General features: G+C 58.7%; 20 protein-coding genes and 4 pseudogenes. 11 read left to right on the top strand and 13 right to left on the bottom strand.

The annotated features are described in order from the left end of the window. Positions 1-32: 32 nt before the first annotated feature. Positions 33-1238, bottom strand: a complete 1206-nt coding sequence (gene chrA, locus BMY03_RS06075) for a chromate efflux transporter (protein WP_177182888.1) — start codon at positions 1236-1238, stop codon at positions 33-35. Positions 1239-1411: 173 nt separating this feature from the next. On the opposite strand from chrA, the gene BMY03_RS26070 reads away from it, so the two are divergent. The 7 genes and pseudogenes from BMY03_RS26070 (at position 1412) to BMY03_RS06050 (ending at position 4031) form a co-directional block, all read left to right on the top strand. Next, positions 1412-1624, top strand: a complete 213-nt coding sequence (locus BMY03_RS26070) for a hypothetical protein (RefSeq protein WP_023629602.1) — start codon at positions 1412-1414, stop codon at positions 1622-1624. An 8-nt stretch (positions 1625-1632) separates the two neighbouring features. Further along, positions 1633-2052 (top strand): hypothetical protein, encoded by a 420-nt coding sequence (locus BMY03_RS06070; protein WP_323873488.1) that lies wholly within the window; start codon positions 1633-1635, stop codon positions 2050-2052. A 288-nt stretch (positions 2053-2340) separates the two neighbouring features. Then, positions 2341-2634 (top strand): DUF6555 family protein, encoded by a 294-nt coding sequence (locus tag BMY03_RS26560; RefSeq protein WP_031314751.1) that lies wholly within the window; start codon positions 2341-2343, stop codon positions 2632-2634. A 43-nt stretch (positions 2635-2677) separates the two neighbouring features. Continuing rightward, complete coding sequence (locus BMY03_RS26315) at positions 2678-2824, top strand: hypothetical protein (protein WP_177182887.1); 147 nt, start codon at positions 2678-2680, stop codon at positions 2822-2824. 31 nt (positions 2825-2855) lie between these two features. Beyond that, positions 2856-3080: a DUF2188 domain-containing protein gene (locus tag BMY03_RS06060; protein WP_031314749.1), complete on the top strand. Its 225-nt coding sequence runs from the start codon at positions 2856-2858 to the stop codon at positions 3078-3080. Next, positions 3077-3516: pseudogene (locus BMY03_RS26555) on the top strand (DNA methylase). The gene BMY03_RS06060 and the pseudogene BMY03_RS26555 overlap by 4 nt, the downstream one beginning before the upstream one ends. A gap of 80 nt (positions 3517-3596) precedes the next feature. After that, positions 3597-4031, top strand: coding sequence for a DNA-binding transcriptional response regulator (locus BMY03_RS06050; protein WP_094010540.1), 435 nt, complete (start codon positions 3597-3599; stop codon positions 4029-4031). Here BMY03_RS06050 and BMY03_RS06045 read toward each other — a convergent pair. Next, positions 4028-4444 (bottom strand): low affinity iron permease family protein, encoded by a 417-nt coding sequence (locus BMY03_RS06045; RefSeq protein ID WP_094010539.1) that lies wholly within the window; start codon positions 4442-4444, stop codon positions 4028-4030. The two genes, BMY03_RS06050 and BMY03_RS06045, sit on opposite strands and share 4 nt — an antisense overlap. 156 nt (positions 4445-4600) lie before the next feature. Between BMY03_RS06045 and BMY03_RS06040 the strand changes: the two genes are divergently transcribed. After that, entirely contained in the window at positions 4601-5944 is a 1344-nt protein-coding gene (locus tag BMY03_RS06040; RefSeq protein WP_094010538.1) for a cation:proton antiporter, read from the top strand. An 81-nt stretch (positions 5945-6025) separates the two neighbouring features. Here BMY03_RS06040 and BMY03_RS06035 read toward each other — a convergent pair whose 3' ends face one another. Further along, positions 6026-6490 (bottom strand): PA2171 family ribosome-binding persister protein, encoded by a 465-nt coding sequence (locus BMY03_RS06035; protein WP_023629595.1) that lies wholly within the window; start codon positions 6488-6490, stop codon positions 6026-6028. A 167-nt stretch (positions 6491-6657) separates the two neighbouring features. Further along, positions 6658-6855: pseudogene (locus BMY03_RS06030) on the bottom strand (con-10 family general stress protein); the annotation flags it as partial. A gap of 283 nt (positions 6856-7138) precedes the next feature. On the opposite strand from BMY03_RS06030, the gene BMY03_RS06025 reads away from it, so the two are divergent. Continuing rightward, positions 7139-8209 (top strand): M28 family peptidase, encoded by a 1071-nt coding sequence (locus BMY03_RS06025; RefSeq protein ID WP_094010536.1) that lies wholly within the window; start codon positions 7139-7141, stop codon positions 8207-8209. Here the strand turns inward: BMY03_RS06025 and BMY03_RS06020 are convergent. The 3 genes from BMY03_RS06020 to BMY03_RS06010 are packed head-to-tail and all read right to left on the bottom strand — an operon-like array spanning position 8193 to position 9667. Further along, positions 8193-8636 carry a DUF421 domain-containing protein gene (locus BMY03_RS06020; RefSeq protein ID WP_094010535.1) on the bottom strand — a complete coding sequence of 148 codons (444 nt, stop codon included), beginning with the start codon at positions 8634-8636 and terminating at the stop codon, positions 8193-8195. The two genes, BMY03_RS06025 and BMY03_RS06020, sit on opposite strands and share 17 nt — an antisense overlap. 9 nt (positions 8637-8645) lie before the next feature. After that, entirely contained in the window at positions 8646-9152 is a 507-nt protein-coding gene (locus BMY03_RS06015; RefSeq protein ID WP_094010534.1) for a hypothetical protein, read from the bottom strand. 11 nt (positions 9153-9163) lie between these two features. Further along, positions 9164-9667 (bottom strand): CinA family protein, encoded by a 504-nt coding sequence (locus BMY03_RS06010; RefSeq protein WP_094010533.1) that lies wholly within the window; start codon positions 9665-9667, stop codon positions 9164-9166. Positions 9668-9858: 191 nt separating this feature from the next. Between BMY03_RS06010 and BMY03_RS06005 the strand changes: the two genes are divergently transcribed. Continuing rightward, positions 9859-10092, top strand: coding sequence for a PLDc N-terminal domain-containing protein (locus BMY03_RS06005; RefSeq protein ID WP_023629589.1), 234 nt, complete (start codon positions 9859-9861; stop codon positions 10090-10092). Between the two features lie 214 nt (positions 10093-10306). Here the strand turns inward: BMY03_RS06005 and BMY03_RS06000 are convergent, their stop codons facing one another. From BMY03_RS06000 to BMY03_RS05980, 5 genes and pseudogenes are all read right to left on the bottom strand, one after another. Beyond that, on the bottom strand, positions 10307-11164 hold the full coding sequence (locus BMY03_RS06000) for an SDR family oxidoreductase (protein WP_094010532.1): 858 nt from the start codon (positions 11162-11164) through the stop codon (positions 10307-10309). A 309-nt stretch (positions 11165-11473) separates the two neighbouring features. After that, positions 11474-11620, bottom strand: a pseudogene (locus tag BMY03_RS26905) (SDR family oxidoreductase); the annotation flags it as partial. After that, positions 11617-12837 carry a zinc-dependent alcohol dehydrogenase gene (locus tag BMY03_RS05990; protein WP_094010530.1) on the bottom strand — a complete coding sequence of 407 codons (1221 nt, stop codon included), beginning with the start codon at positions 12835-12837 and terminating at the stop codon, positions 11617-11619. The pseudogene BMY03_RS26905 and the gene BMY03_RS05990, both read right to left, overlap by 4 nt. A 313-nt stretch (positions 12838-13150) precedes the next feature. Continuing rightward, a pseudogene (locus tag BMY03_RS26550) lies at positions 13151-13281 on the bottom strand (LysE family translocator); the annotation flags it as partial. Continuing rightward, complete coding sequence (locus tag BMY03_RS05980) at positions 13266-13895, bottom strand: hypothetical protein (RefSeq protein ID WP_232887983.1); 630 nt, start codon at positions 13893-13895, stop codon at positions 13266-13268. The pseudogene BMY03_RS26550 and the gene BMY03_RS05980, both read right to left, overlap by 16 nt. Positions 13896-14147: 252 nt before the next feature. Between BMY03_RS05980 and BMY03_RS05975 the strand changes: the two genes are divergently transcribed. Beyond that, positions 14148-15203 carry a hypothetical protein gene (locus tag BMY03_RS05975; RefSeq protein WP_094010528.1) on the top strand — a complete coding sequence of 352 codons (1056 nt, stop codon included), beginning with the start codon at positions 14148-14150 and terminating at the stop codon, positions 15201-15203. 18 nt (positions 15204-15221) lie between these two features. On the opposite strand, the gene BMY03_RS05970 is transcribed toward BMY03_RS05975, so the two are convergent. Further along, the gene (locus BMY03_RS05970; protein WP_094010527.1) at positions 15222-16286 is read right to left on the bottom strand and encodes an NAD(P)/FAD-dependent oxidoreductase; all 1065 of its coding nucleotides are present in this window, start codon (positions 16284-16286) and stop codon (positions 15222-15224) included. Positions 16287-16348: the final 62 nt, after the last annotated feature.

Here is a 16348-nt window from a genome sequence, read left to right as displayed (position 1 = left end):
TGATAAAGACCGCCAGCAGCATACCCATGGCGTCACAGCGCGTTTTCCAACAGCGCCCCCAGTACCCCGCTGGCGAGCACAACCAACCACGCCGGCAACTTCCAGAGCATCAGGGCAACCAGTGCCATCAAGGCCAGGCCAACGTCCTGCGGCGCGTGGATTGCGCTCGTCCACACCGGCTGATACAGCGCGGCAAGCAACAGACCTACGACAGCAGCATTGATGCCCAGCAGTGCCGCTTGGGCTCGGGCATTGCAGCGCAAATGCTGCCAGAACGGCAAGGCGCCCACCACCAGGAAAAATGAAGGCGCGAAAATCGCCAGCAGGCAGATCAGGCCTCCTGTCCAACCATTGGGTGCCTGCTGCATAGAGGCGCCGAGGAAGGCCGCGAAGGTGAATAGCGGCCCTGGCACAGCCTGGGCGGCCCCATAGCCAGCCAGGAACACATCATTATCAACCCAGCCAGGAGGCACAACTTCCGCTTGCAAAAGTGGCAGCACGACATGCCCACCACCAAAAACCAGCGAGCCGGCGCGGTAGAAGGAATCGATCATCGACAGTGACTGGGAGTTTAACCGGCCTGCCAAGAAAGGCAGGCCAAGCAGCAATGCAAAGAACAGGGCAAGCCAGAAAAGACCCGCGCGACGCCCCAGGCCCGTGGTGAGTGCTTCATGCACTCCACTTGGCTGCGGCTTGAACAGCAGCAGCCCCGTGACTGCCGCCAGGCCTATCACCGCTACTTGCGCCAAGGCGTAAGGCATCAGCAGCATGAGGCAGGCCGCAACTGCCATGAGGGTGATCCGCGGCGTATCCGGGCATAGATGGCGGGCCATACCCCACACTGCCTGGGCCACGACCGCCACCGCCACTACGTGCAAACCGTGCAGTACCCCGGCAGGCAGGGCATCACCCTGGTTGGCGATGCCGAGCGCTAACAGAACAAGGGCGACCGCCGAAGGTAAGGTAAACCCCACCCATGCAGCCAGTGCACCACCATAGCCTGCACGTATCAGCCCAACCGCGATACCAACCTGACTACTGGCCGGACCCGGAAGAAACTGGCAAAGGGCGACCAAGTCCGCATAGCAACGCTCGCTCAGCCACTGTCGACGCACCACCAGTTCATCCCGGAAGTAACCCAAATGGGCAATCGGGCCGCCGAAGGAGGTCAGCCCCAGGCGCAAAAAAACCAAGAACACTGCCCAGGGGCTACGGTCGGTTGGGATGGCATCGGACATGCGTATCGACTCATCATCAAAGCTGCGGGCAGATGATAATTGAAGAGGGGGAAAATGGGAGTTTTGGGCTGGCGCTGCAACGCACCCCGGTATTTCGTGCCACTGGTCATATCGATCGCTCTTTCCCTTGGCAAAGTGACCGAACTGTTGAGGGCTGACAGAGGGGGAACGTGATGGATGACGAAGCGAAACGAATAGCGGCACTGGAACAGGTGGTGTTTGCGTTACTGGCTGCCGGAGCGGTCAGGGGGATTCCTCCCAACGATCTGCGGCTTCATGCCATTGGCGGCCTTCTCACCGGCACTCGCGGGCGTTGGGTGGATGAAGAGCATATTGGTGATGCAATCAACGAGCTTCACCGGGCAATGCGTTTTTTCCCTGATTGATTGTCCCGATGTATCAGCTGGCGCAACTGTCCGACCGTCCTGATGGCTGGCATAGGGTCGCTTCGCTTTATGTGCCTTACTTGGATCTCATGCCAGCGGAGAACGTCATGAGATCGAGGGGCAAGACCTTCTGGGATTGGGCGGATGCCAAGCTGCACAGTCGTACACATACTGAAGTGCTCGAATTCGGGTTGACCATCGATGTTCAGGTCCGGCTTTCCCGTGTGGGTGCCACTGAACTGTTCATTGGCATCTATGGGCCGGACGGTGCTTGCCTCCACGAGGAAGCGCACAAGGCGAGGCCAGGTCAATCCATGACCACCGCGATGTCATGGGGTGTCGCGCTGGCACGGGATATCGCCGCGTCCTTTGCGAAGCCTGGCCCCAAGGCGACTGATGGCGCGACAGAACATCGACCGAGCCCATGAGCCGTCTTTCTCCAAACAGGTGCGGTATCTCGCAATGCCTTCCGAGGGAGGCCGCGATGCGTGCCAATCCGAGAGCGCAGGGCAGTACTGATCCCGAGGTCCCGGCGCGCAGTCACGGTCGCTGAAGGCTAATGGCCTCGCGTGAGCCGGCTGAAAAAATGATCCGCTGCAACTGATTTGAGGGCGCTAATCTGCCAGCGTTGCCTCCAGCTACCGCCTGACTTTTCGAAGGAATTTTTCAGTTCCCTCCCACCTCAATAGCAAGTGGATTCAATGGGAGGGATTCTTGTGGCTGGACAGCAGTTGTACGTCATTGAGTACGAGGTCCACGGCGAGCGTCGGACATTCATCATTCGTCTTGAAAAGATGGACAACACCCTAGCCTGGCACTGGGCTAGCTGTGACGCAGGCATTGGCATCATTCCGAGGTTTGGTCAGCACAAGATCAAGTTGGTCAGCCGCCCTATGGCTGAGCGTTACGGTATCTCGAATGTACAGTGGCGGCCCGCGGGGCAAGGGCCCGAGTTTGTTCCGCAGCCCATTGATATCAGCAAATTCTCAGTAGCGGCCGAATGTAAATAGCTCGGCATTGTGTCCACCGAAAGTGAGCTTTGGAGAGCAAGCCATGCAACCTGAAACTGACGGTCCGGAAGAGAAGGGGCCAAGCAACGTTCCCTTCATCAATGATCCCCTGAAGCCCGCTTCGCCGGCGTTAAATGATGCTGAAGAAACAGATGCTGTTGAGGCTGAACAAGACATCGAGGCTGAATGAGCCGGAAATTTATCCCAGAAGGAGTACCGCCATGGATACATATCATGTGAGCCCGTCGGCCGATGGGTGGGAGTTGAGAAAGGTCAGTGCAGACCGCGCCTCGATGCGGGCAGCGACAAAACAAGAGTTGGTGAGCGCACTTCCAGCATTCTTTGAAGGCAAGAAAGCGTCGGTGAAAATTCACAAAGCCGACGGCACTATCGATGAAGAACGGACCTATCCGCGATCAGCTGATCCTCGTCGTACCAAAGGTTGAACACCATTACGGCAGCTGATCTGGGCATCGAGTTGGTGGGCGAAAACGGACTGTACCGATGGCTCGTTGCCAGTTTTCTTATGGGGAAGCGGATTCGCGCATCGATTGCAGTGCACGCCTACCAAAGGTGGTCGATCAGCACGGCCTGGATACACCGGCTAAGCTTGCAGGCTGCCACCATTCGACCCTCGTGAGGATCCTCGGCGAAGCCGGTTACGCTCGGTATGACCTATCTACGGCGCGGCGGCTAAAGGCGCTGGCCGGGGCGTTGAACACGCAATTAGGCCATCAGCTACGAGATCTGCATGAGCGTACTCAAGATCTCGAAGGGTTTACGCGCTGGCTACTCAATTTTGAGGGTGTGGGCCCTAAGACAATTGAGATCTTTATGCGAGAGGCCTCTACTGAGCTGAACTACCTTTGCCAAGGATCGTGAATCAACTGGCGCTTCGCCGCCATCGACTCGTCAATCAATGAGTGGAACACTCCAATATCCACATGGATTGGAATGGACCGATGAAGCTCAACACAGAAGGATTGTCGCTCTCAGGGAAAAAGGTTGTTGTGGTGGAGGATGACGGAACGCTCCGCACTGTGCTTGTAGATATCTTGCAACTCGGTGCCGACTGCGATGCCTTTACCACTGCTGAAGATGCCCTGATTCATCTGATGGGCATAAATGGCGAGTGCTCGTTTATCGTCGCCGATCACGGCGTGCCAGGCAGCATAAAAGGAATGGAATTTATCTCTATGGTCCATGAAAAATGGCCTGGATTACCTGCCATTCTTACCTCTGGATATCAGCTTGATGCTTCGGGGGTAACTCCGCCGGTCAGTTATCTCTTTAAGCCCTGGTCCCTTGAGAAGCTACGGGCGCAATCAGAAGCTCTCTCAAGGTTTGATATCTGCTGCAGCCGTGGTTACGCCGTAAACGACCCAAATCGCACTTAGCGCTGGTGGTTGTTGCGAGAGGAATTGCCAGGCTGTGGATCAAGGGGTTTACCCGGGTCGCTTTCGCATTTGCTGCCCAAGGCTCGGTATTCTCTCCTCAGAGCGTGGAGCTGGCGGTTGTCCAGATCCTCGAGATCCAAAACCGATTGCGCGGCTGATTTTGTGGCCCGTATCAGCTCATCTAGCTTCAGGTGGATGATGTCGTTGTCACGGTTCTGGGTGTTCTGGATCAGGAACACCATGAGAAATGTGATGATGGTCGTCGAGGTGTTGATAATGAGCTGCCACGTATCGTTGTAGTGAAACCATGGCCCTGAAAGCCCCCACATACCGATCAAAAAGACGGCGATCAAAAATGTGCTTGGCTTGCCGGCGTGATTGGCGAGCCATTGGCAGAACTTTGCGAATTTCATGATGCTTCTCTCCTGGGCCTTTCTGTTCTGACCGCAGTAAAGGCTTGAAATCTTTTTTACATTTGGCGAGCCGATGGGGACTGAAGGCCCGGCGGAACGTCCCCGCGCCACCATCAGTCAAAAGCTCATCGAGAACTTTTCAAGGCAGTTGCTCAGATGACCTTTATCGTCTGGTTCGCCATGCTCGGGACCGTCCTGCTTCTGCTTGCGCTCTCATCTTCGTACCTGCGCTGGATGCCTGTGACGACCTCTTTGGTCTGCTTGGGGCTGGGTATGGCGCTCAGTTCTCCTGGGCTGGGGTTTCTTCATCTGGAGGTCGCCGAAGCGAGTGGTTGGCTAGAGCACCTGACCGAAGTAGCGGTATTGTTCTCACTGTTTTTCAGCGGACTGAAACTTCGGTTACCTTTGCGCAGCCGGGCATGGCGGACTGCGTTACTTCTGGCAGGTCCGGTCATGGTGTTGTGTATCGCAGGCGTCTCTCTGACCCTGCATTACTTGCTTGACCTGAGTTGGGGCGCTGCGGTGTTGATCGGGGCAATCCTTGCACCGACGGACCCGGTCCTCGCAACGCTGGTACAGGTATCCGACGCCCAGGATGACGACCCCGTCCGATTCAGCTTGTCTGGAGAGGCTGGCCTGAATGATGGCGTTGCCTTCCCCTTTGTCATACTTGGTCTGATCCTGCAGCAGAGTGATACACAGCCCTGGCTGAGCGAATGGCTTATCAAGGACATGCTTTGGGCGGTGGCAAGCGGCGTTCTGTGCGGTTACTGGATGGGGCGCGGATTGGGAAAACTGACCCTCTACCTGCGTACGCGCAACGAAGACAGTACAGTGTCGCCCAACGATTACTTGGCCCTGGCCCTGGTGGCGCTGGCCTATGTCGTTGCCGAGTCGCTCCAGGGGTATGGGTTTCTCGCGGTGTTTGCGGCGGGACTTGGCCTACGCCAGGCCGAGGTTCAAACCTCCGCCGGGCCCCTCGAACCGGCTGCCGAGCACCTGGTGCAACCTGTCGTGGGCCATCAGCATCTGGCGCCGGAGCTTGCCGTCAAAGGCAATGTGAAAGAGCTCGACGAATCTCAGGTTGCTGCCGGCATCATGCTGGGCGATATGCTCGCGTTTGGTAGCTTGGTCGAGCGGGCCATGGAAGTCTTTCTGGTGACCTTGCTCGGCGTCGTCCTGTTGGAGCATTGGGATTGGCGGGCGCTCTACATTGGCGGCGCGTTGTTTATAGTCATCCGTCCCTTAAGCGTGCTCATTCTTTCTTCAGGGGGATCTTTGAAATTGCTGCAGCGGGGGCTTTTGGGGTGGCTCGGCATCCGTGGGGTCGGCAGCCTGTACTATCTGTTCTACGCGTTAAACCATGGTCTTGCGACACCTCTCGCCGGAGAGAGTACTGACCTGGTGCTGTCCGTCGTGGCATTGAGCATCCTGATGCACGGCCTAAGCGTTCAGCCGTTGATCAGTCGGTACACCGCATGGAAAGCGCGTTGCGGGTGAAAACGTTTGGGTAATCCCCTGCGACAAGCAATGGTACTTGAGCAAAAGACCTGCGCGCCCAAGTGAACGCGCAGGCCTGCATCAGGCGGCGCGTTGTTCGCTCTTGAGGAGCTTTTTCTGCACCTCCATGGCTTGGCCCAGTTCCTCCAGCTGCTGTTTACCCAGAAGCTTCCGGGCCGTCGGGAACAATTCGCTTTCTTCTTCTTCGATATGGTGCTCCAGCAGCTCCTTCATTACCTTGACCCTGCCGGCGAACTCCACGGTACCGGTTTCGGTATGCAGCAGGTCTGGCAAGACCAGCGAGTCGACCGTACGGTGTTCTTCCTTGGCTTCGTAGTACATCTTCGCTTCTTCCTTGCCGCCCGCCTGCTTGATCGCCGGATACAGGATCTCTTCTTCGAGCGCGGTGTGGATACTCACCTCTTGTTTGATACGATCAAGCAGTTCGGCGCGCTTTTTCACCGCGCGCTCGGTGGTCGAGGACAACTCCTCAAGAAGCTTCTTGACCAGTTGATGGTCCTGGATGAGCAATTCGATTGCATTCATAAGTCACCTCATCATCAGTGGCTAAAGTACGGTTGCTACTGGTGGAGTGGTGTTCAAACCGCAAGGTTCCAAGCGGGCGATCAGCGCACCGCTGGGTGGCGGATGCTGCGGTTAAAAGCAGGCATGAAAAAAGCCAGGGCGGAGGTTCGCCCTGGCTTTCATTGAGGCTAGCGGTTGTCGTCACTCGTGCGTCCACCGCCATGGCTATGCTGGCCACCTACACGGCCAGCCTCCGATGCGCGTTCACGGTCATTGGCGAAGTTCCCTCCCGAGTTCTGGCCGCCTTTGCGACCGGCTTCCGATGCTGTTTCCCGGTCATTGGCAAAGTTGCCTGGGTTGTTCTGTGCAGTACCACCTTGGTTGCCACGGTTGCCTTGATTGTTAGCCATGATCTTTCACCTCATGTCGGTTCACACACAGGAAAGTCTGTGTTCAATTTCCGACGTCACCTGGGTGGTCTTTCGCTCAAACGAATTTCTCTAGGCCTGACGAAACGCACCAAAGGTTTATTTCCTCGACTTGTGGCGCACGAAAGTACGAACGCGCTGTTGGTTAGAGCAGCCGATAGTGCCGCCCTAGCTACCTGACATGAACATGGGCAAGGAGCGGGGGTCTACCGGTGCGTATCTGAACCCACGAGGGATGGTCATGGAGATCTTGCCGTTACTGGAAGAATTGCTGAACGCCCGCGGCCCTGGCGGCCAGGAGGACGAGGTGCGTCAAGTTGCTCGGAGGGCGATGGCTGCCTGTCGTGATGAGCTGTCGACCGATAACGCCGGCAACCTGGTTGGCGTTGTTCGCAGCACCAACAGAGCCCGCCCGGACGCGGCAATACGGGTCATGGCCCACCTTGACGAGATCGCGATGATCGTCAAAAAGGTAAGGCGGGACGGCACCTTGGAGGTCTTGGCGTTGGGCGGTGCGCAGCCGATCAGCTTCGGCGTCTGCCCGGTGGATATCCTCGGTGATGGGCAGGTGCTTGCAGGCGTGCTGTCGTACGGCTCGATGCACAACAGCGGAAGTAGTGCCAATGGCCGTGACGTCCTTGCAGGCGCTGTGAAGTGGCAGGATGTCTACGTGGTGACACGTCAGTCCAGGCAGGTGCTGGACAAGGCGGGCGTTCGGCCGGGTACCCGCGTGGTGCTCAGCCAGCATTGGCGAAAGCCGTTCAAGGTTCACGATTGCATCGCTGCGCATTTCCTCGATGACCGCGCGCCGCTGGCGGCGGTGCTTCATTGCGCGCACCTGCTGCTGCAGCGCCGCAACGAGCTGAGCCAGGATGTGTGGTTCGTGCTGACAACGCTGGAGGAAGAATCCAATGCCGGCGCCATGTACGCAGCAGCAAGGCTACCCGGCGATACCACGATCGCCGTGGAGGTCGGACCGGTGCTCGATGAGTATGGCACCAAGCTGTCAGCCGACCCCATCATCAACACCGGTGACCAGAAGGGCTACTACAGCCGCAGTGTGGTGCAGGCCTTGATGGCTGCGACACACAAGGCCGGATACAGGCCGCAGCCAGCGTTACTGGTCGATTTCGCATCCGATGCGAGCGCGGTGCTGAGCACCGGTACCGATGCGCGAGCGGGGTGTATCGCTATTCCGACCGAAAACACTCATGGTTTCGAGATGGTCCTGGTGGAGGGAATATCCGCTTGTGCTCTCGCCCTGATGGAGTACCTGCTGCGGCCCGACGATGAGGTCATTCCTGCGCAATGATGGAGATCTTGCCGTTTCGCTCGACGATGGCGAACTTGATCTGCTCGACACGCTCTATGCCTTGGCTGTCCCTCGCCGACTCGAGGATGTCATCTTCGGTCAACCGCGCTCGGCGCATGCGGCTATGCAGAAAGCGTCCCTGTTCCACCACCAGGGTGGCGTGGCCATCCAGCAGCCGCGCCAAGGGCTTTGCGTTGAGCTTTGCGAGCGACAGGCCCACATCCAGCACGATCAACGTAGCAATCACCAGTATCGCGTTGGTGAAGGAAAAGTCCTCGCCCAATAACGCCTGCTGGGTCGCCTCGCCGATGATCAGTAGAAGGACGAAGTCAAACGTGGTCAGGTCTGCCAGCGAGCGCCGACCCGCCACACGAAACAGCAGCATTAGGGCGACATACATGGCTGCTGCGCGAAGGATGGAGTCCATGGCCCACTCCTACGGGTAGAGGAAGGTGGAAAAGCGAACGGTGCTGCTTGGCCCGGCCCTGACGACACCTTCAAGCGTCCCGACATGTTCGCTGCGCAATGTCAGGTAGAGCGTGGCAACGCCGTCTCGACTGGTGCCAAGCTGCAGCAGCAGGGCCTTTCCCTGAGAAAGCGATGCCTGTGGCTCAGGTTGCAGTGTCTCTATACTTGCTTCGCGCAGCAGGCTGCCGCCCAGCAGCACCATCACAGGCTCCGCGGACGTACCGCGGACGGTGATACGCAGGTTGTCAGTGGTGCCGCTGCGGCTGAGGCGTTGATATTCCACCTGCACGCGGCCGTCAGTGCTGATGGCCGTTGCGTCACTGAGTGGTCCGTTGCCAAACAGACCGAGCAACGCCAGCACCACCATCAGTACCAGGCACCACCACCCCGCACGTTCGAAGCGCCACACGCGCTGTTGCATGCGCATGTTTTCTTCTACCGGATAGTGCCTGGACAGCAGTTCATCATCATCCATGGTCCTGTTCCTCATGCGTGCTCGCCACGCAACCAGCGTTGGTGATAGTGCGCCAGGCGCGACAAGCCGAAGCGCGCGCCTTGGCGCATGACATCCGCGCGCTCGCCAAAGAAGCGCTGACTTAGGGTAAACACTGCTCCTGGCTCACCAGCAAACGCCCAGGCAAAGCACAATGTGCCAGGTGGGACGCCGCCCTGCGCTGAGGGGCCGGCAACCCCGGTAGTAGCAATGGCCACTGTGGCATCGCTGTTCTTCAGGGCTCCCATAGCCATTTCCCACGCAACGGCTTCGCTGGTTAGACCATAACTTTCGATGGTCTGCGGGCTCACCCCAAGCAGGCGCTGCTTGGCGGCAGGGGAATACACCACATAGCCGCTTTCCAGGATCTCCCCGGTGCCGGGTAATTCCGCCAGCAGGGCGACCATTGCGCCGGCCGTGCAAGATTCGGCAGTGGTCAGCAGCAGCTTGTGGGCCTTGAGGTAATCCAGTGCTTCGACTACAGGGTCTACGGTCATCACACGTCACCCCTTGCATGTTTTGTGGTGGACGCGTTTGCGGCGAGTTTGGTTCAGCGCGGCGGCCCGCCGGTCATGACCGATTAAAACGTCCTGAACTTTGTTCCAACGCCTGGCTTCTGCAGAGGTATGGGGTTGTAGTAACACGCAAGCGCTGGAGCCCCTCCTACATGTGAAGAGGAGAAACGATCATGACCGAGCCTGTGACGTATTTCTGGATCGCGGTCGCAGTGATCATCCTGCTAGTTGATCTCTGGGCCATTGTCAGCGTTTTCCGCAGTGACAAGGCCGATGTGACGAAGGCGTTGTGGGCGTTGCTGTTGTTAGCGCTGCCTGTTGTCGGCCTGGCTATCTGGGGTGTGATGGGGCCGCGCGGTATCAAGCGTGGTACTGGGCCTTCTTCGCCCGAACACAGTAAGGGGTAGGTGGTGAGCATGCCTTCAACAGACAAAACGCAAAAAACCGACGTGGCAAAGCCGCTCGTCAGTGGAGAGCAGGAGCGGGACAACGATGCTCGTCGTCCGGACGGCTCGACAGGCACAGAGCATGACTCAACGGCCCAAAAGGCCGCACGTAGCCACGCACAGCCTAAACATTAAACCACGACGGGACCGCAATCGCGGCCCCTTGCCTCGCGGCTCAGAGGATAGATTTCCCGCCAGTCACTGCGTAGCGCGAGCCGGAGATGTAACTGCCCTCGTCAGACCCAAGCAGTACATAGATCGGCGCCACTTCGACCGGCTGTCCCGGGCGGCCGAGCGGTGTCTTGGAGCCAAAGTTCTGCACGGCTTCGTCCGGCATCGTAGAAGGAATAAGCGGAGTCCAGATTGGCCCTGGCGCAACACTGTTCACGCGAATTCCTTGGCTGCCCAGCAATTGCGCCAATCCCGCAGTGAAATTGGCGATCGCGCCCTTGGTCGTGGCGTATGCCAGCAGACTGGGAGAAGGATCATCAGAATTCACTGAGCTGGTATTGATGATCGAACTGCCCCGGGGCATTGATGGCAAGGCTGCCTTGCAAATCCTGAAGATCGCGGTGATGTTGATGTCGAAGGTCTTCACCCACTCATCGTCGTCGATTTCCTCCAGCGTCTCGTGGGACATCTGAAAAGCTGCGTTGTTGACCAGGATATCGATACGTCCGAACTGACCCACGGTCTTTTCGACGATATCCTGGCAGTGCTGCTTCTGCGCGAGGTCGCCAGGCAGCAGCAGGCACCGTCGGCCAGCGGCTTCGACCCAGCGGGCAGTCTCCTTGGCGTCGTCATGCTCGTCCAGGTAGGCGATGGCCACGTCGGCACCTTCCCGCGCGTAAGCAATGGCGACAGCCCGGCCGATACCGCTGTCGGCGCCGGTGATCAAGGCGATCTTATCTTGCAACCTGCCGCTGCCGGTGTAGGTTTGCTCCCCACAATCGGGATACGGCTGCATTTTCGCCTGCGAGCCAGGGACGGGCTGCGGTTGGGAGGGAAACGGGGGAGAGGGGTAGTCGCGCATGACGGTCGCTCCTGCAGGTTTGGGAAGTGCATATCCGTTCGAAACAACCGACTGCCTGGGGTTGAGCCGAACACGCCAGTGACGCGACGGGCGGTATGCGACGCCTGCTTAACGCCGCTTGCGGCACAGCATCGCCAGCGCGCAGCCGCTCAACAGCACTAGAGCGGTCACCGCCATCCGGCTGGAAGCCGGTGATCGATCGCTGCGCCATCCGTCCTGCACGCCACGTGCACGGCTCGGTGGTTCGAACAGGTTGCCGTCACAGGCTGCCGCCGCCTGGCTGCGGTCGATACCTCGGCGGGTCAACCAACCGTTCAGGTTGGCAAGCCGTGTCAGCAATTCCGGCCCCAGATAATGGTTGCCATCCTGGAAGAACCCGGTGAAGGGATGTACCCGCTCCACGTGCTCAACGCGGTAGCGTTCGCCGGATTTCATGCCCATCGTCGGGTCGATCATGGCTGAGTTCCCCCGACCATGTGTGCGGTACCCAAGGTGCCGGACGCTGCGCCCGGAACCAGGATGACCTTGCGGCAATCGTCCTGCTTCTGGTCGAACAGCTTGTAGCCCATGGCGGCTTCTTCCAGCGCCAGGCGGTGGGTGACGATCAGCTCCGGTGCCAGACGGCCGGCCTCGATGTGCTCGAGCAGTTCGGGCAGGAACCGCTGCACATGGGTCTGGCCCATCTTGAACGTCAGGCCCTTGTCGAAGGCATCGCCGAACATGAAGGCATGAATGAACCCTGCGTAGACTCCGGGCACACTGACCACGCCGCCCCGGCGCACCGCGGCGATGCTCTGGCGCAGCGCCTTGCCGCTGCTGCCTTCGATTTTCAGCGCGGTCAGCACCGTTTCGGTGGTGCTGCCCTTGGCCTCGAAGCCGACCGCATCGATGACGGCATCCACGCCGCGCATGCCGGGGGTTTGGCGAATGATGCTGTCGGCGGGGTCGTCGTCCTGTTCGAAGTTGATCGGCACTACACCGTATGCGTCACGGGCAAACGCCAGGCGGTAGTCGTTGTCGTCGACCATGAAGATGGTCTGCGCGCCGAGCATGCGTGCGCAGGCCGCGCTCAGCAGCCCCACCGGCCCGGCGCCATAGATGGCTACGTTCGAACCCTGGCCGATCTGCGCGTTGATCACCGCCTGCCAGGCTGTCGGCAGGATATCCGAGAGAAACAGCACCTGATCGTCCGCAAGGGCCGTAGGCACCTTGAACGGGCCCGTGTTGGCCTTGGGCACGCGCACGTAGTCCGCCTGGCCACCAGGCACGCCGCCGTACAAATGGCTGTAGCCGAACAAGGCAGCCCCTGGCGGGATACCTTTCTTGTTGAGGATGGCGCCGCGCCCTGTGTTAGTGGTTTCGCAGGCGGCAAACTGCTCTAGCTGGCAGAAAAAGCAGCTGCCGCAGGCAATCACGAAGGGGATCACCACGCGGTCGCCGACCTTTACATTGGTCACGCCACGTCCGGTGTCCTCGACGATGCCCATGAACTCATGGCCGAAGATGTCGCCTGTTTCAGTTTGTGGAATCTTGCCGTGATAGAGGTGAAGGTCCGAACCGCAAATAGCGGTCGCGGTGACCCGCAAAATGATGTCGTCCTCATCCTGGAGTGCTGGATCGGGAACGGTATCCACCCTGACATCCTGGGCGCCGTGATAAGTCAATGCTCGCATAGGTTCAACTCCTGCTTGGAGGCTGGGGGTGAGGCTCTAAGCAGAGGAAGTCGGCGGCGTAGGTAAAGTTCAGGCGGAAGCCTCCAGTGGCAAAACTGGGCAACGAGGCTCCTGCATGGGCAGGCCGTCGTGAGTACTCGATGTAAGGAAAGGGCGCTGGCTTTGTCCTTGGGCGGATGCCAGTCGTCTGCCGGGCTGAACGGATCCAAACACGTCCGGCTCAACCCTACTGAATCGCCCATTTTCATAAGAAGATAGGGGAGGTCATTCTACGACGGACCGCTTTCGACCCGAAGCGGTCACATGATCATTGTTAATGCGCTGGGATCAACACACCGAAGATCACGAAGAACCCTCCGCAGATCTGATTGAATCGACGTCCCGTTCGGGCCAGCAAGGCCTCACTTTGTGCGCAGCACTTGCCACGCCTAATTCGATTGTGAAGAGAGAGCAAGCTCACCAGGGTGAAGTGGCTTTCTGCGAAGCGCATTGAATACCGCGTCGATATGCCAGGTTTCCGGGCCGATCAGCACGGCATCCAGTGGGTCGGCATGCAGTTCGAGCTGTGTCGCAATGCCTTCGATGGCGAGCATTTGCTGGGCATGCTCAAGTTGCCGGCGGATACCCGTGAGCCACAGCCGGCCTGCCCCCGCCAGCAGGAACAGGGTGTGGGGATAGGAGTAGGCGAGCTTCCGGCGCAGCTTGATCACCGCCGTTTTACTGTAACCAGAAAAAGCAGGTGCCAGCACATAGGTTTTGCCCGCTGCGGCCTCGAGGTCGTGCTTGTCCTGCAGGTACTCCTCGACAGTGAAGCAGTTGGCGACCGTTTCGAGCGCGCCGCTGATGACATTGACCAGATAGGCGTTGACACCGACATAGCAGTACTCGGTCTTGCCATGTACTACACAGTCCTCGCTGTTGCAGCGGACGACCCAGTAGTCACCCTTCGCTGACGGCTCGCAGGATTGGATGACGAACCGTTCCGGGCGACCGTCCATCCTGATGACGTCTGCAAGATGGTCGAGGACTATGGCGCTGGCTTGGTGTGCGGATAGCATCGATGGGTACTCAGGTGATAGTCGCGCGAGGATAATCATTTCCGAACGGCATTGTTGCGCCCAAATGTGAAGACCCCGCCCATGAGTGAATGCAATCACCGCAGGAACAGACGGGCAGCCAGCGCATGCTCTGTGCGCTGGCAGCTCGTCCTCATTTGAAACGCGCGGCCTAAAACAAACCGATCAGCATTGATAGCTTGTGCGTTGCCGAGGGTCTTAGATTGATGGCTAGGTTAAACCAAGGAGTTACCTATGCTGATCAATGGATACCAAAGTTACCAGTACCTGCCCACGCACATCCGCCAACAGACCCATTCATGGACTGTTGGTGAAGTGCAGGTGCGATCAGTCATTACCTCGCCCGAGGCCGATCGTTTGGCCAAGCACATTGAATATAATTCAGACAGAGGTTTGCTCCAGCATCTGAAAGTATCCACAACCCAGCCTCTGACGGACTTGTTCCGCTGGCTGGTCAGCTGTCTCGGTGTGCGTAGGGCTGCACAGCGAGCGTCGGATGATCTACCCCTGCAACATGCTGAACAGGCCGGCACCGCAGCGCTCTTTCGCTGCAGTTTCGGCAATGGCTTCAAGACCGTGCTCGAGGCAGTAAGCCTGCTCGCTACTGCCGCCAGCGTTGATCACCAACGCTTCGATGTGACGCTGGAAGCCGAGCAGATTAATTGCTTGCGAGATGCCATGGTCGAGGGGCATGCAAATTTCAAAGCAATTGAGATGATGGTGAAAACCCGCGGGGACTTGCAATGTGTGCGTTCCCTCGCGTTGAGCTTGATGCGTAAGGCTGAAGATTGTCAGCCTTCTATCGAGGCAGCGCTGGCAAACGTGGCCACCGACCGTCCAGACCCAAGCGTCTTTCTGAATGGGCTTATGACATTCCTGCAAGGGCAGGAGGCGCGATGGTTCGAAAAAACCATGAATAATCCGAAGCTGCGCATCGACGCTCAAGCGCAGAACGACTTCATTAGCGAAAAGCTCCAGGAGCATATCGATACACTGGATGCCCAGGAGGCCGACAAGATGCTTGAGCAACTGGAGGGTATTTTCGGCAAGCGGGCAAGTGGGGTTATGGGGTTTGCCAACGAGCTCTTGGGGTTGGCCGATGAGGACGATCAGCTTCTGTCGCGCATGACCCGTGCCGAAAGCCTGAGCGATAGCCTGGTCGACCTGCTTCGCGCGAAGCTTGATAGGCCCGAGAAAGGTAGGGCGGGCTCGCCCACTATCAAGAGCTTCAACGAGCTGAACCCACTGGAGTTGGCCGCACTCGTGAGCCTAGGGGTCAAATTGCAATAGACAGGAGCAGCCCCCAAGTCATCGCCTGAAGCGACCCAGCCTGCACGGCTCCAAATCAGGCGATGGCGTGCCACGGGTGATTTCCATGCCCACCAGGCGGCCTACGGTAGCGGCCAGCGTGACACCGGGATGCATGACACAAACGTAAACGCCGCTGATACCCGGCAGAAAACCAACCAGCGGCGCGCCATCCTTGGGGATCGGCCGGAAACCCACGCACGCCTGTTCCACGTCGAGGGACACAACGCCGTGCAACTCTGCTCTGATGGCCTCGGCGGTTCTCAATGCGATGACGTTAGGTTGGTGATCTGCCGCATCGTCCAGATAGTCCTCTGCCGCCAGCAGGCTGCTATCATCAGCATGCCGCACCTCCATGGCTGCGTTGTAAATGATCCCTCGGACAAGGTGGGGCGGCGAGTGGTAGCGGATATAGATGGCAGGAGAGGCGTCGAGCGCAAGTGGGTACCCCAACATGTCCGTCAAGAGCGTGGTACCCGTTCCCGCCGCAAGCACCACCAAGTCCGCATCGATTACTCCGTGGGTGGTTTTCACACCTGAGACTTTATCTGCGGTGCCCGTGAACCCTTCCACCTGGGTCTGCTCCAGCAACCTGGCGCCTTGAGCTTGAGCGCCTTTGATCAGGGCCCAGGTGGCCGCTACTGCATTCAGCGCGCCTTCCTCTGGAGAATGGTTGGCCTGGGCAGGAGGGTGTTTCAGATTAGGTTCCAGGGTGAGGATCTGAGCGCGGGATACCGTTGATATCCCTCTACCCGTCGCAGGGGCGGCCGGTACTTCCGGGAGGCCATAGGTCAGCGAACCGGTCCATTGAATGTGTAAGTCTGGCAGTTGCGCTTCGAGGCGACGATAGTCCGATACGGCTGCGGCCCGCAGTGCGGCGGCAGGATCTGCGTCACTGTAGGTGGTATTGATCCATGCAAAGGAAGTGGAAGTCACGCCAGACGCTACATGGCCAGCCTCCACGATGGTCACCTGCGCGCCTTGGCAGGAAAGGTGGTAGGCAACGGAGGCCCCCACGATACCTGCCCCCACCACTACCACATTCATTCCCGGGATATTGTTCATCGTGCTCCGTCACCGCCTTGGGACTATGTTTCACTGGCCGTACCTGGCAACCCTGGGGCCAC

It is taken from the genome of Pseudomonas soli, assembly GCF_900110655.1.
GTDB lineage: Bacteria > Pseudomonadota > Gammaproteobacteria > Pseudomonadales > Pseudomonadaceae > Aquipseudomonas > Aquipseudomonas soli.
This window is presented reverse-complemented; position numbering and strand designations above follow the sequence as displayed.

Excerpts from the sequence above, each read along its gene's own strand:
- chrA (WP_177182888.1), bottom strand. The coding sequence starts at position 1,238 with ATGTCCGATGCCATCCCAACCGACCGTAGCCCCTGGGCAGTGTTCTTG.
- BMY03_RS26070 (WP_023629602.1), top strand. The coding sequence starts at position 1,412 with ATGGATGACGAAGCGAAACGAATAGCGGCACTGGAACAGGTGGTGTTT.
- BMY03_RS06070 (WP_323873488.1), top strand. The coding sequence starts at position 1,633 with ATGTATCAGCTGGCGCAACTGTCCGACCGTCCTGATGGCTGGCATAGG.
- BMY03_RS26315 (WP_177182887.1), top strand. The coding sequence starts at position 2,678 with ATGCAACCTGAAACTGACGGTCCGGAAGAGAAGGGGCCAAGCAACGTT.
- BMY03_RS06060 (WP_031314749.1), top strand. The coding sequence starts at position 2,856 with ATGGATACATATCATGTGAGCCCGTCGGCCGATGGGTGGGAGTTGAGA.
- BMY03_RS06050 (WP_094010540.1), top strand. The coding sequence starts at position 3,597 with ATGAAGCTCAACACAGAAGGATTGTCGCTCTCAGGGAAAAAGGTTGTT.
- BMY03_RS06045 (WP_094010539.1), bottom strand. The coding sequence starts at position 4,444 with ATGAAATTCGCAAAGTTCTGCCAATGGCTCGCCAATCACGCCGGCAAG.
- BMY03_RS06040 (WP_094010538.1), top strand. The coding sequence starts at position 4,601 with ATGACCTTTATCGTCTGGTTCGCCATGCTCGGGACCGTCCTGCTTCTG.
- BMY03_RS06035 (WP_023629595.1), bottom strand. The coding sequence starts at position 6,490 with ATGAATGCAATCGAATTGCTCATCCAGGACCATCAACTGGTCAAGAAG.
- BMY03_RS06025 (WP_094010536.1), top strand. The coding sequence starts at position 7,139 with ATGGAGATCTTGCCGTTACTGGAAGAATTGCTGAACGCCCGCGGCCCT.
- BMY03_RS06020 (WP_094010535.1), bottom strand. The coding sequence starts at position 8,636 with ATGGACTCCATCCTTCGCGCAGCAGCCATGTATGTCGCCCTAATGCTG.
- BMY03_RS06015 (WP_094010534.1), bottom strand. The coding sequence starts at position 9,152 with ATGGATGATGATGAACTGCTGTCCAGGCACTATCCGGTAGAAGAAAAC.
- BMY03_RS06010 (WP_094010533.1), bottom strand. The coding sequence starts at position 9,667 with ATGACCGTAGACCCTGTAGTCGAAGCACTGGATTACCTCAAGGCCCAC.
- BMY03_RS06005 (WP_023629589.1), top strand. The coding sequence starts at position 9,859 with ATGACCGAGCCTGTGACGTATTTCTGGATCGCGGTCGCAGTGATCATC.
- BMY03_RS06000 (WP_094010532.1), bottom strand. The coding sequence starts at position 11,164 with ATGCGCGACTACCCCTCTCCCCCGTTTCCCTCCCAACCGCAGCCCGTC.
- BMY03_RS05990 (WP_094010530.1), bottom strand. The coding sequence starts at position 12,837 with ATGCGAGCATTGACTTATCACGGCGCCCAGGATGTCAGGGTGGATACC.
- BMY03_RS05980 (WP_232887983.1), bottom strand. The coding sequence starts at position 13,895 with ATGCTATCCGCACACCAAGCCAGCGCCATAGTCCTCGACCATCTTGCA.
- BMY03_RS05975 (WP_094010528.1), top strand. The coding sequence starts at position 14,148 with ATGCTGATCAATGGATACCAAAGTTACCAGTACCTGCCCACGCACATC.
- BMY03_RS05970 (WP_094010527.1), bottom strand. The coding sequence starts at position 16,286 with ATGAACAATATCCCGGGAATGAATGTGGTAGTGGTGGGGGCAGGTATC.